The organism is Virgibacillus chiguensis (genome assembly GCF_900129865.1).
In the GTDB taxonomy this organism is placed as follows: Bacteria; Bacillota; Bacilli; order Bacillales; family Amphibacillaceae; genus Virgibacillus; species Virgibacillus chiguensis.
In genome coordinates this window covers 240,274-253,025 of record NZ_FQXD01000001.1, presented here as the reverse complement: position 1 = coordinate 253,025, position 12,752 = coordinate 240,274, and the positions used below count along the sequence as shown (strand labels likewise).

Annotated in this window: 15 protein-coding genes and 1 riboswitch; of the genes, 4 read left to right on the top strand and 11 right to left on the bottom strand. The window is 34.5% G+C overall.

The window, feature by feature from the left end; all coding sequences use genetic code 11:
- Positions 1 to 984: an ROK family glucokinase gene (locus tag BUB45_RS01320; RefSeq protein WP_073004406.1), complete on the top strand. Its 984-nt coding sequence runs from the start codon at positions 1 to 3 to the stop codon at positions 982 to 984.
- A gap of 536 nt (positions 985 to 1,520) precedes the next feature.
- On the top strand, positions 1,521 to 3,425 hold the full coding sequence (locus BUB45_RS01315; protein ID WP_073004404.1) for an LTA synthase family protein: 1,905 nt from the start codon (positions 1,521 to 1,523) through the stop codon (positions 3,423 to 3,425).
- 35 nt (positions 3,426 to 3,460) lie between these two features.
- On the opposite strand, the gene BUB45_RS01310 is transcribed toward BUB45_RS01315, so the two are convergent.
- Positions 3,461 to 3,631 carry a DUF2759 family protein gene (locus BUB45_RS01310; RefSeq protein ID WP_073004403.1) on the bottom strand — a complete coding sequence of 57 codons (171 nt, stop codon included), beginning with the start codon at positions 3,629 to 3,631 and terminating at the stop codon, positions 3,461 to 3,463.
- A 359-nt stretch (positions 3,632 to 3,990) separates the two neighbouring features.
- On the opposite strand from BUB45_RS01310, the gene BUB45_RS01305 reads away from it, so the two are divergent.
- A complete protein-coding gene (locus BUB45_RS01305; protein ID WP_073004401.1) occupies positions 3,991 to 4,614 on the top strand; it encodes an MBL fold metallo-hydrolase in 624 nt (207 codons plus the stop codon).
- 126 nt (positions 4,615 to 4,740) lie between these two features.
- Here BUB45_RS01305 and BUB45_RS01300 read toward each other — a convergent pair whose 3' ends face one another.
- The 8 genes from BUB45_RS01300 to comGA form a co-directional block, all read right to left on the bottom strand.
- Positions 4,741 to 4,983, bottom strand: a complete 243-nt coding sequence (locus BUB45_RS01300) for a DUF2626 domain-containing protein (RefSeq protein WP_073004399.1) — start codon at positions 4,981 to 4,983, stop codon at positions 4,741 to 4,743.
- Between the two features lie 227 nt (positions 4,984 to 5,210).
- Positions 5,211 to 5,582, bottom strand: coding sequence for a competence type IV pilus minor pilin ComGG (locus BUB45_RS01295; protein WP_073004397.1), 372 nt, complete (start codon positions 5,580 to 5,582; stop codon positions 5,211 to 5,213).
- Positions 5,554 to 6,000, bottom strand: a complete 447-nt coding sequence (locus tag BUB45_RS01290) for a competence type IV pilus minor pilin ComGF (protein ID WP_084723500.1) — start codon at positions 5,998 to 6,000, stop codon at positions 5,554 to 5,556. Before BUB45_RS01290 ends, BUB45_RS01295 begins: the two co-directional genes overlap by 29 nt.
- On the bottom strand, positions 5,951 to 6,286 hold the full coding sequence (locus BUB45_RS01285; RefSeq protein ID WP_073004394.1) for a PulJ/GspJ family protein: 336 nt from the start codon (positions 6,284 to 6,286) through the stop codon (positions 5,951 to 5,953). Before BUB45_RS01285 ends, BUB45_RS01290 begins: the two co-directional genes overlap by 50 nt.
- On the bottom strand, positions 6,273 to 6,731 hold the full coding sequence (gene comGD, locus BUB45_RS01280; RefSeq protein ID WP_073004393.1) for a competence type IV pilus minor pilin ComGD: 459 nt from the start codon (positions 6,729 to 6,731) through the stop codon (positions 6,273 to 6,275). The genes BUB45_RS01285 and comGD overlap by 14 nt, the downstream gene beginning before the upstream one ends.
- On the bottom strand, positions 6,700 to 6,999 hold the full coding sequence (comGC, locus tag BUB45_RS01275) for a competence type IV pilus major pilin ComGC (RefSeq protein ID WP_073004391.1): 300 nt from the start codon (positions 6,997 to 6,999) through the stop codon (positions 6,700 to 6,702). Before comGC ends, comGD begins: the two co-directional genes overlap by 32 nt.
- A 44-nt stretch (positions 7,000 to 7,043) precedes the next feature.
- The gene (gene comGB / locus BUB45_RS01270; protein ID WP_073004389.1) at positions 7,044 to 8,093 is read right to left on the bottom strand and encodes a competence type IV pilus assembly protein ComGB; all 1,050 of its coding nucleotides are present in this window, start codon (positions 8,091 to 8,093) and stop codon (positions 7,044 to 7,046) included.
- A complete protein-coding gene (gene comGA / locus BUB45_RS01265; protein ID WP_073004388.1) occupies positions 8,056 to 9,066 on the bottom strand; it encodes a competence type IV pilus ATPase ComGA in 1,011 nt (336 codons plus the stop codon). The genes comGB and comGA overlap by 38 nt, the downstream gene beginning before the upstream one ends.
- Positions 9,067 to 9,753: 687 nt before the next feature.
- Between comGA and BUB45_RS01260 the strand changes: the two genes are divergently transcribed.
- Positions 9,754 to 9,945 (top strand): YqzE family protein, encoded by a 192-nt coding sequence (locus tag BUB45_RS01260; RefSeq protein WP_073004386.1) that lies wholly within the window; start codon positions 9,754 to 9,756, stop codon positions 9,943 to 9,945.
- Positions 9,946 to 9,977: 32 nt separating this feature from the next.
- Here the strand turns inward: BUB45_RS01260 and BUB45_RS01255 are convergent, their stop codons facing one another.
- Both BUB45_RS01255 and BUB45_RS01250 read right to left on the bottom strand, forming a co-directional pair.
- Positions 9,978 to 10,757, bottom strand: a complete 780-nt coding sequence (locus tag BUB45_RS01255; RefSeq protein ID WP_073004384.1) for a YqhG family protein — start codon at positions 10,755 to 10,757, stop codon at positions 9,978 to 9,980.
- On the bottom strand, positions 10,744 to 12,402 hold the full coding sequence (locus tag BUB45_RS01250) for a DEAD/DEAH box helicase (protein ID WP_073004383.1): 1,659 nt from the start codon (positions 12,400 to 12,402) through the stop codon (positions 10,744 to 10,746). The genes BUB45_RS01255 and BUB45_RS01250 overlap by 14 nt, the downstream gene beginning before the upstream one ends.
- 140 nt (positions 12,403 to 12,542) lie before the next feature.
- Positions 12,543 to 12,656: riboswitch (glycine riboswitch) on the top strand.
- Positions 12,657 to 12,752 lie beyond the last annotated feature (96 nt).

Sequence of the window (12,752 nt, the reverse complement as noted above, 5' to 3'; positions counted from 1 at the left end):
ATGGAGCAAATAATTATTGGTATGGATATTGGAGGAACTACAGCCAAATTAGGATTAATTAGTAATGATGGAGTAATTATAAGCAAATGGGAAATACCTACAAACACAAATGATGGTGGTAAGCATATTGTGGATGATATCTGGAATTCAGTTCGTCAAAAATTAAAGCATTTACATTATAATGAAGAGCAAGTTCTCGGAATAGGTGTTGGCGCTCCAGGATTTATTGAAGATGAAACAGGGTTTATTTATGAAGCTGTAAATATTGGGTGGAAAAATTACCCTCTAGGTGAATTACTAAGTAATCAATCCAAGCTTCCAGTATTTGTAGAAAACGATGCGAATGTAGCTGCCTTAGGAGAAAACTGGCGTGGAGCTGGTAATGAAGTAGCTAATCTAATTGCGGTTACACTTGGTACTGGTGTAGGGGGCGGTATTATTGCAAATGGTAGAGTAGTAAATGGAGAAGCCGGTATAGGTGGAGAAATTGGTCATATTATTATGGATACACATGGTGCAGAATGTAATTGTGGCAGAAAAGGATGTTTAGAAACCATTGCTTCTGCTACTGGTATTGTGCGACAAGCATTCGAATCAGCCGAGAATTTACCAGATAGTAAATTAGCTAAACATGTAAATATAAAAGGAACTATTACTGCAAAAGACGTCTTCCAATTAGCGAATGAAGGGGATGTAGAAGCAAAACAAATTGTCGCACATACAACCGACATTTTAGGGTTGGCAATTGCAAACATGAGCGTTACTATTAGTCCGGCTAAAGTATTAATTGGAGGCGGCGTCTCGAAAGCTGGACAACCTTTGTTAACGGCAATAGCAGAAGCGTTTAAACGTTACGCTCTTCCAAAAGTATACCAAAGCTGTGAATTAAAGTTTGCCCAATTAGGTAATGATGCAGGTATTATAGGCGCTGCTTTTTTAGTAAAGCAAAAGCTAGAGAAAAAAGTATTTGGTGAAAAAATCTAATAAAATATGAAACTTTTTTACATGTAAAACGTCTTAGTAGTATAATCTTCTACTATGGGCTATAGAGTGATATAATTATAGCATTAACAGTGTTTGAAACAGAACTGAAATGGGGTATACGCTTTTTAATTTTCATGATAGAAAGTATAAAGGTTTATAGTATAAGTAAAACGACGGCGTTCTTCCGCCATAAGACTTGATGACAAGCTAAGTTTTTCTAAGCGTTGTAACTATAAATTCAAAACATGCATATAACAAATTTATATGCTTCCATTCTGCTGTTTAAGGGTTGAGTAATATCCTTTTTTAATTGTGTTCCGTATTTCGGTTCTCACTTGGTTAAAAGCCTTAGAACAAAACATCAGGTAATTAACTAGGGGATAAAAACGAGAAAACGATATGGAATAAAGTTCACTATCGTTTTTCCACTAGGAGTTTACATGTGAAAATTCGTCTAATAAGAAGGGGATTTTTATGAAACGCATAAAAAGCGTTGTAAAAATGAAGAGAGGGGAAAATAAATAGGAGGAAGTTGTATGAAACAGGAAATAAATAAGATACCGTTATTTATACTAGCAACCATTTTATTTGGAATAAAAACATATCTCGTATACCGGTTTATGTTTTCTATTGATTTGGAAAATATGATGCAAGAGATCATATTACTTATTAATCCATTTGTATCTGGATTTTTAATATTTGCATTAAGTGTATGGATTAAAAAGCCGCAAAGGCAAATGAAATATTTACGTTATACGATCTTAATAGGCACGTTGATTATATTTGCAAATCTTGTTTTTTATCGATCGTTTACTGATTTTATTACGATCCCGCAACTTTTTCAAGCGAGTAACGCTGCTGATTTAGGTTCAAGTATTTTAACATTGATTAAACCGTATGATATATTGCTATTTGTAGACGTTGTTATAATCTGGTTTATTAGCCGAAAGCAATCAGCTCAAGTTGTCGCGCACTACCCTAAAAGTGGGAAGGTCTTTGCACTTGCCATGTCATTTGTTTTATTAGCGGGAAACTTCTTCTTAGCGGAAATGGAACGCCCACAATTGTTTACGCGTGCGTTTGATCGTGAGTATCTAGTAAAAAACATTGGTTTGTTTAATTATCATATCTATGATATTGCAACTCAAGCAAAAGCAAAGACGCAACGAGTGTTTGCGGATGGGAATGAGCTTCCTGAAATCCAAAAATATATGGACGAGAACATGGCTAGAAATACTACTTCCGAGCTGTTTGGGGTAGCAGAAGGTAAAAATGTAATTTTTATTAATGCGGAATCAATTCAAAGTTTTGTCATTAATAATGATGTTAACGGGGAGCCAATTACACCATTTTTGAATGCTTTAACGAAGGATAAAGATACTTTCTATTTTGAGAATTTTTATCACCAAACGGAGCAAGGAAAAACCTCTGATTCGGAGTTTCTTGTTGAAAATTCGCTATATCCGCTATCGCGTGGCGCTGTTTTCTTTACCCACGGTCAAAATGAATATAATGCAATGCCTGAAATATTGGGCGAGAATGGATATTATTCTAGTGTCGTGCACGCCAATAATAAGAGTTTTTGGAACAGAGATCAAATGTATCAAAGTTTAGGATTTGACCATTATTATGGGGAAGAATCTTTTGAAATAACAGAAGAAAATTCGGTTGGTTGGGGGTTAAAAGATAAACCGTTTTTTGAACAATCGACCGATATTTTACAGCGAATGGAAAAACCTTTTTATACAAAATTGATAACATTAACGAACCATTTTCCATTTGAGTTAGATGAGGAAGATCGATCTATTGAACCGTATGATTCCAATTCTAATACGTTAAATAATTTCTTTCCAACTGTTAGATATATGGATGAATCCATTGAACTGTTCTTCGATGAATTAAAACGTACTGGTTTATATGAAGACTCCATTATTGTTATTATGGGTGACCATTATGGAATTAGTGCAAATCACAATAAGGCGATGAGTCAGTATTTAGGAAAAGAAGAGATTACTCCTTACGATCACATTCAATTGCAACGTGTACCACTATTTATCCATATACCCGGCTTTGGAAAAGGGGAAATTAAATCTGAAATTGCTGGCCAGATTGATATGAAACCTACATTGTTAAACTTACTAGGTATAAAAAATAATCAGGATATTCAATTTGGGAATGATTTGTTTAGTAAACAACGTAAAGATTTTATAGCTTTACGAAATGGAAGTTTTATAACAGATGAGTATATTTATACAAATGATACGTGTTACAATAAAAAAACTGGAGAACCAGTTGAAAAAAATCAAGAAGAGGACGAATCTAAAGAAACTTCGAATGCATGCGACTTAATTCGCAAGCAAGTGGGAAAAGAATTAGACTATTCCGATGATTTGATTTACGGTGACTTATTTCGTTTTATCGATTTCAAAAAAAATAAATAGAAAAAAGCTGACAATAAATGTCAGCTTTTTTCTATTTAACCACCTAATTCGGAAATAATGGTTGCCACAGCAAAAAATCCAAATGCTAACGCTGTAATCGCAGAAAAACCAATAGCAAAGATATTTTTGTATTTTAGTTGACGAATGATGGATACAACTGCAAGAATAGCTACTAATAAAAACAAAACCCCTAATACGATATGCATGAAATTCTTCCTCCTTATAACTTCTCATTTCCTATTGTTGGTATAGGAAATGTATTTGTATTATTATGTAACTAGTGCTGTTATATTCATTATTCTAAAGCATTATTGGTTATTTGTCGAGACATAGCATGGTAATTGGGTGTTTTTCAGCTGAACAGAAAGAAAAGGAATCTACATAGGTAAATTCAAAGATGATTTGGATCAAGAGAGTTCGCTTATTAGAATGCCTCTATTCAAAAACGTAATGAAAACCACCAATTTCTAAACGTCTATTTCCTTTATCTAAGCAACTTTGGCTTTTATCTTATTTCTTTTGTGGAACAAGTGATATATCATTCATATTGAAAGGAGAAATATACATGCAAATACACACAATGTCTTTAGGTCCATTAGGAACAAATTGTTATATTGTATACGATCAAGAAGAAGCGTTAATTATTGATCCAGGTGGTGATGCGGAGAAAGTCATGCAATTTTTACAAGATCATCACGTAACACCAATTGCTATTTTATTAACACATGCTCATTTTGACCATATTGGAGCAGTAGATGAACTACGAAAAGCGTATCATGTTGATGTTTATCTGCACGAATTGGAAGCGAACTGGCTTGAAGATGCTAATAAGAATGGTTCGTTGTTATTTACGCAGCAAAAAGTAGAAACAGAAAGGCCGGACCAATTCTTATATCCAAGGAAGATGACGCTTGGAAACTTTTCTTTTCATGTATTACATACGCCAGGCCATTCTCCTGGTAGTGTTACTTTTGTTTTTACAACAGAAAATTTTATTATTAGCGGAGATGTATTATTCCAACAAGGAATTGGCCGTACAGATTTACCAGGAGGAGATTTTCAGCAACTAGAAAAGTCTATAAAAGAATCCATATATACGTTGGGTGACGCTTTTATCGTTTATCCAGGTCATGGGCCAAAAACGAATATCCAATTTGAAAAGCAATATAACCCGTTCTTCACAGTGTGAGGAATAAGTAAAATAATTGCTCAGTCTGAATAGAGTCTTTCTGTAATACTTCATCTTCTTTCAAACCATTGTACAAACAACAAAAAACCCTGCTTCACAGTATGTAGCAGGGTTTTTTGTTGCTTCTTAGTGTCCGAAACCAGGTACAAGTATGAATTCTGAATACCATGTAAAGCCAATAAAGAATATGGTACAGTATGCCCCGAATAAATACATATACATGCGTTCAGAAAGTTTCAAATAACTTAATGTTAGGAAAAAGGCCGTTTGAACGAGAAAAAGTAATGCGGTTTTTTGCATATCTCCCACGAAAAACATTACAGTAAAAATTCCTGTCCAAAAGGCTAACACACGAAACATTCGATCCATGCCAATCCCCCTCCTTTTGGTAACCTTATCATAGTCATTATAAACGACCAGTATGAACTTGTAAATGATAGTCGTGGAATTGCTGTTCTGTTCATAGCCATGTTTGTACTAAAAAGTCGCCAAATGTTTTGCTCTGTTTATTTTTATTTATTCTTAAAGGTGATTCGAATGCATTCAAAAACGAAAGAATACGCAACCTTTTAACCTTTTTTCTGTAGATGGTATTGCTATAAAGAGGGGTTAAGAAATCCTCTTAGTTGGATTGTAGATTGATTGTCCGTTGTAATGGTGAAAAACAATGTGTATTTATCAGAGGATAAAGCGTTTATACGTAAAGAAACGTCGCCATAAGGGAATGAAAAATACATTTGTTTTTTAAGCTCTCCATTTTGAATGAGTGCTTGCTTTACTCTTTCTCGTGACATTTGCACCATTGTCTCTATTTTTAACTGTTCGATTTGATTTTTTGTCATAACTATATTGTTTTGATAATGATAGGCCGTTGCTGTTATAATCAGTAACACGAGAACTGTAATGACTAGTACAAACGGGAACATAAACCCAGCGTTGTTACGGATAATACATGATTTTTTTATCATACTTTTCCCCCTTCATGGTGGTAATGATAATGTGAAATCCATAAGAAAAAGGGGAGAATGTAATGTCTTTTATATCCCGTAAATATATTTCATGACCGGTACCATCAACTTGTCTTCTTATAAGGTTACCATACTTTTCAAATGTAGCTTCATCTCCATTATGCATAGACAGCTTTAGTTGATGAGGATATAATTTTATCTCTTCCGCTTGCATAACTTCATTACGCATAAATATAAAAAACTGTCCAACGGATACATCATTCATTGTATTGTCTACGGAAACTTGGCGTAAAAGGTAACTAACAAATGGAATACTAAAAACTAAAACTACAATGGAAATTAATGTTGTTACAAATGTAAAACCAGATTCAAGATGGCTCAGCATAAAGACAGACTTCTTCGTTTGTTTGTTTCGCATTTTTCCAATATGCACATCCCTTCAAGTAGTTGTGCTCATGATCAATTTCTATCGTTACTGTTTGTTTATTGACGAGTAAACCATAACTGGCGGTAAAATTATCGTTTTCCCAAATGATTGGCTGCATTTCGTCGTGAAGTTTATAGGCAATTGCTAACCGGTCATGCAATACTGTTTGTTCTACATGCAAAATGGAAAAAGCAGGTACTAAAATTAAGATAAACGAAAACAATAAACTCGATGCAATAATAACTTCAATGAGAGTAAATCCATTAACTTTTTTCAACACGAAACCGTCCTTTACCAAACGGGAAGATTATTTTATATTTTGTTGTCGGCGAGTATAGAAAGAATGTTCGAGGATGTTTAATACTGCCATTCTTATGAAACTCTAAAAAATGCTTTCCATTTTGATTAAACCAGAATCCTTCTGGGAGAGAAACTTGCTTTAAAATTTTAGTTGACTTTAATATGACATATTTATCTCTGTATAGTTGAATCCTAACCGTTCCATTTGTAGTTGCATGCATATGCTGTATAGTCATTACGTCCGAAGCTAGTTTATCAATAACGTAATTGCTTTCTATTCTATTTACATTTGCAGAAAGTGGAGGTAACAGCAGTCCCAATATAATGAACATAATACTTATTACAAACAGCATTTCGATTAGCGTAAAACCATTGGCTTGCTTTATGCGACTAGTTGCGAACTTTTCCGCTATTACTTTCATAGCTTAGTTCCTTGTCATTACATGATTTCTGATCTTCATTAATGTACTCTGGCACTAATGCGTCTAAATTTGTCGGAAATTGATGATGTTCAGCATAATATGCATCGACCTGAGCTTGAACAACTGCTATTAATGCTTCACACCCTTTGCTGTTTACATCTTGACTGCGTTTCCCTAAATTAGGAACGATTAGAATAATTAACACGGAAATAATCATTAGAACAACTAGCATTTCAATTAAAGTAAAAGCGTTATTTTTCTTCCACATGTACATAATCCTCCTCATGTATACATTAATTTTTACCTTCCAAATTAAATCGTTTTGATAAGTTGGAACATAGGCCACATTAGTGTTATATAGATAAATAAAACAAAGCAGCCAATTATGATAAAGAACATAGGTTGAATATAGGTGATGAGTTTGAGCATATTTGTTTCCATTTCTTCCATTAACCCTTCTGCATAAACATGTAAGTCCATTTTTAATGTTGCTGTATTGCTATCCTTTTGAAAAATATTAGCAAGCGGTTTATCTAAAAAATCAAACTGACTTAGCAAAGCCGGGAGCTGTCGTCCTTCTCTCAATTGTGCTGTCATAAGCTTGGCATAGTGAGCAATAAGCGGATGTTTCTTTTGATGCATCATTTGTTGAAGAATTGCTTTAAAGGAAAGCCCTGTTTGAATTAGAGTACTAAATTGAGTAGCAAATAAAAAAGAAGTTTGTGTGGTTAAAAAAGCTCTGTAAATTGGAATGCGCGTATATAATTTAATTTGTCTCTCTATTGATATGGAACGTTTCATACGTTGCCAGCTAAGTGCGAGGATACAAACTGTAATGAATGTAATGATGCATAATAGGAGTAACCAATCAATGAGCGAAATGGTTATAACTAAAATTGTCGAAGAACCTGGTATTCCTTGGTATAGGTCAATAAAAGAGGGAAGCACTACTTGTTTGAGCAGAATCAGTATAGGCAAGAAAATCGTTAACAAAAGAATGGGATAGCGGATGGCTTGTTTAAACTTGCTATTGTATTTCAGTTTTTGCTCAAACATTTTGTAGCAACGCTGTATATTTCCTTGTAAATTTTCATTGGACATAGAAAAGGAGAGGTAATTCGTAATAGATGGATGAAAAGCGCTTTTTTGTAAAGCTTGATCAAATGTAGCGCCATTTTTTAATTCAAATATAATTTTTTCAGACAAATTACTAAACGGTTTTGTCCAAGCAATACTATTTAATGCTTCAATAAGAGGGTATCCATTGGTTAAAAGGTGGTTCAAGCGTTTTAAAAACCGCAATTGTTGTTGATTTGACAGTTTATTATGTTTCTTCAAAGGATGTTTTAGAAATATATCCATAAGCAAATGCCTTCTTTCGTAAGTGGGTAAATGAATGATATGAATTGACAGTCCATTGCGCATCATTTTGAAAGTATTGAATTAATTGAGACGGTTCAAGTAATTCTAAGATGGCTGCTCTTCGTTTTCCATACTTTCTTATTTCAAATGGAAGTAATTGAATGGATGCAATAGCAATTAGCGATTGTTTTAAATCGTCCATCTTTAAACCGAGGCTTTTTAAGCGGTACAAGGTGCCTAATCCATTAGTAGCGTGGATAGTACTTAAAACAAGGTGACCAGATAGAGAAGCCTCGACAGCAAATGCAGCCGTAGCGGAATCTCTAATCTCGCCTACCAAAATGATGTCAGGATCATGACGTAATGCTGCTTTGAAACCTGCTTGGTATGTTATTCCAGCTTTTTCATTAATTTGTACTTGGAGTATTGTCTCTATATCTTTTTCGATTGGATCTTCTAACGTGATGGCTTGTAACGTGTGTTGCCTACACATCTCCTCTACAATCGCATATAAGGTAGTCGTTTTTCCACTTCCTGTCGGCCCATTAATAAGAATTAGACCAGAACGATTTTTCAACCAACCTAATAAAATTTTTAATTGCTGTGGAAAAAGAAATAACTGTTGAAGCGGAAGGAATTCTTGCTGGGGTAGAATCCGAATAGCTAGGCTTTCATTGTGTTTTACAGGTAATGTGGATAGACGCAGATCATAAGCTTGACCTTTTAATTGGAAAACAATCGTTCCGTTTTGTGGTTTCCTTGTTTCACCAATATCCATAGCAGATGTAAACTTATAGTACGTAAGCAAGAGCTGGTATGATGAAGTGGGAATGCTTTTGTGGAAAACGCGTTCACCTTGAATTCGAAGGTAGATATCCGTTTTAGTTGGAAGAGGGGAGAAGTGAATGTCGGAAGCATCACGCTCAATTGCTTCCAATAGTAAACGGGTAGACTTTACTTCTGCAGGGTTCAATAATAAATTCACCTCCTTATACAATCATATTTCGACAAAAGACATCAAACTCCTTCTTTTTTTAATTTTTTTCCTATAGGAAAGTGTACTATTTTAAAGGTTTATAGTATAAGAAAAACTACAGCTTTAGCCATAAGACTTGGTGACAACAGGTCTTTCTAATAAAAGTACGTCTAAGCAAAAGGGAAACAGCAATCAGATTACGGAGAGAGATCTCTTCTTAAATTCTAACGCTTTATGCCTTTGATCATGTTTTCTTTCATGAACAGCGGAAAATTGTCTGATCTCTTATTGGGATAAAGTATTTACATTTGGAAAAACTATAAGTAGTTCATTTTTCACACTATAGAGAGTGAAAATTTTTTGGTAGTCTAGGAAATTATAAAATTTTGCAGCTATGGATAACCTTACTAAGTTATTTAGCTACGTCCGGCTTCAGCGCCCAGTAGCTAGGGACTTCACTCCATTGCCCTACGATAAGTCATCATCGGTTCGCGCTAAATAGGAAGGCTGACTAAAGACGGGCTTGCCGGAGGGCGCCGGTATACTTCTGTTGCAGGAACATGATTTTTAAAACTTTCGTTGATTCATTTCAGTCGCTACGTTGCTAAACGGGCGCGCCCCGTGTCTTTGTTCTTTATAGTAACGTAGTGATATGTCAAGTTTTTCTAAATAGGAGGGGAAATTATGTCGGCAAAGGATTACCTGCAATTTGTAACTGAACAAGTTGTAACTTATTTAGATATGCCTAAGGAAAAGAGAAGACATCGTAAAGAAACCAAAAAAAGCCAAGAGCGTTTGATGACAAACAAATGGTTTGGTGTCATCCCTCTAGCTTTAAAAATGCTGCGTGACACGTCGAATAAGCAGGCGAAATAAACGCCTGCTTGAGATTGTTTGTATGTTAAAGGTTAGGATGTTTCCGTTGCTAAATAAAATAAACCACCATTAATCACTTGATATAAAATTTTGGGCTGAAATCGTTCTTGAATTTCTTGTAATTCCCTTTTCATCATCTCATCTTCCTTATCCTCTGTGTAAAAATGATGTAATAGCTTTGTTTCTTCTTCTAAAGCTTGTAAAGAATCAACTGCCCATTGATGTTCTTGGTTTTCTATATATTGATCTAATACGGATTTAATACGGTTAAAACCACTTTCCATTTTAATCATTGGTGACAACGTGTAACAATAATCCGCAATGGTTTTTTCAAGCGATATAGTATTTAATACATCCATCATTTTTGCATGCATTACACCATTTATTAAATTCAAGCCAATTGAAAACAACTCGTCTCGCTTATGCTTTCCTTGGTAGCTTATTTTTATATTTGTTACAAGCCATGGATATAGAGGCGTATTTTTATTTGGAGATAACTGCTGAAAGAGCTTGGTGTATTTTTTAGTATCTTGTAAATAGCGAATGATTTGTTGCAAACGAGGGCTACCAAAATGAATCCACTCCCCTTTTTCCTGACGCTTATCTGGGTTTGTTATTAAAGTAAGCTTCATGGGATCGCCGGCGTAGCCCATTTTTTTCATATAATGCCAATAAAATGGCCTATTCATAAGTACCTTATCCATTTCTTCTGTTAGTTGAATGCTTAATACACCATTGTCATTGGACAGTATTTGGCAGTGATGGGCTTTAAAAAAAGCATGTAGAAATGCATTCAAATCATGTATCGCCATATCGCTTTTCCTCCAAGTTTGATTGTTGTTCTGCCTCAATAATAGCCGATAAATTTTGTAATTTAATTTTTGCTTCACCGGCTGTTTCTGATTCTGTGTAGATTTGTTCAATTTCCTGTTCCATATTTTGAATCGAAAGCTCACTTAAAATAGCATCTAGATCTCCAATGACGTTTTCGAATAAATGAATTTTTTCATATAATAATTTCATAATGTGCTCTTCCACTGTATTTCTAATGGCGAAATTGTAGATAAACACATCTTTTTCCTGACCATAGCGATGAATACGGCCAATACGTTGCTCTAAACGCATAGGGTTCCATGGCAAGTCATAGTTGATCATATAATTACAAAACTGCAAATTTATCCCTTCACCACCAGCCTCTGTAGCAATCAACACTTGGGCGTGATCTTTAAAAAGTTGACGCATCCAATCCTTTTTTCCACGTTTAAAACCGCCTCGAAACGGTACAGAACTAATACCGTGCTGTTTCAAGTAATATTGTAAGTAAAATTGCGTAGCTCTATACTCTGTAAAGATGATTACTTTCTCAGTTCCTATGTTATTTATTAACTCAACCACTTTAGCTGCTTTTTGGTGATGAGGTAATTGCTCAATTTTTTCTATTACACCTTGAACAGATTCAAGTTCTGGGTTTTCTTCGAGCAATTTTTTAAGTGATAAATAACATGCTTCCCTTGATGAACATAATTCTCGCAAAAAGGTAATTTTAGAAAAAGAAGGGAATAGCATAGTGCTTTCTTCTAATGCTTGATAAACTTCAGCTTCCTCACAAGAGAACTCTGTCCAGATGGTTTCTATATGACGCTTAATTTGATTTAAACCAGTATCTTTTCTAGTGTTTCTAACCATTACTTTTTGAACTAATTGTTTTAGGTATAGATCTTGTTTCATCGTTTTTCGATCATTCCCGTAACTTGCTTTAAAAGAATCATAGCTACCTAAATGCCCTGGTTTTAAGATAGAGACTAGATTAAAAATTTCTAGCAGTTCATTCTGTACAGGTGTAGCTGTCAATAATAGACAATATTTCTTTTTTAATGAGCGCACAAACTGGTAATTCTTTGTTTTATGATTTTTTAATTTATGTGCTTCATCAACAAGTACGAAATCATAGTCTAAATCAAGAATAGTATCTTGGTGTTGTACCCTTTTCGCTGTATCTAAAGAAGAAATGATAATGTTACCCTGCTCCCAGCTCATGTTTTTCCTGTAAGCTACAGCTGGAAGATAAAACTTTTCATTCAACTCTTTTTCCCATTGGTTTACTAAAGATGCAGGTACGAGAAGAAGTGCTTTTTTAACTAAGCCACGAATCATATATTCTTTTAATACAAGCCCTGCTTCAATGGTTTTTCCTAAACCAACTTCATCGGCTAGAATAGCTCTACCATTCATTTGCTCAACAACTCGTTCAGCTGTTTGAATTTGATGTTCTAAAAAGGTAACATGTGGTAAAAATTCAAGGGCTCTTAAGCCTGTAAAGTTAGGTACCATGGTAGTTTGTTCTGCAGCATAAGCCATGGAAAATAATTCCCAAGAAGAAAGTTGCGTATTTTTTTTAAGTTTATCTTCAAGTTCGTTTATGAAGTTATCATCTTTATCTATATAGATCGATTTCATGGTAACCTTCCTTTTCTATATAATAACTGTTTCTCTATTTTATCTTTCTATATATGTGATATAATAATACACAATAAATAGATGTTTCATTGATGAATTAGTACATAGTATAACCAAAACTACATTTTTCATAAAAGCGAATGAATACAAGGGGAGAGTTTACATAGATGGCTTGTTTTTAAAGTGTTAAACTATGTAACGCCGAAGGAGCAAGTGAAAGCGAATCTCTCAGGCAAACAGACTCTTGTAGGACGCAACTCTGGAGAGTGTTTACGGCGGTTAGCTGTAGACCACCCACGAAGCAAGTACCGATTATATTAGTTATCGGTATGCAACTTTCTGGTAGCAGG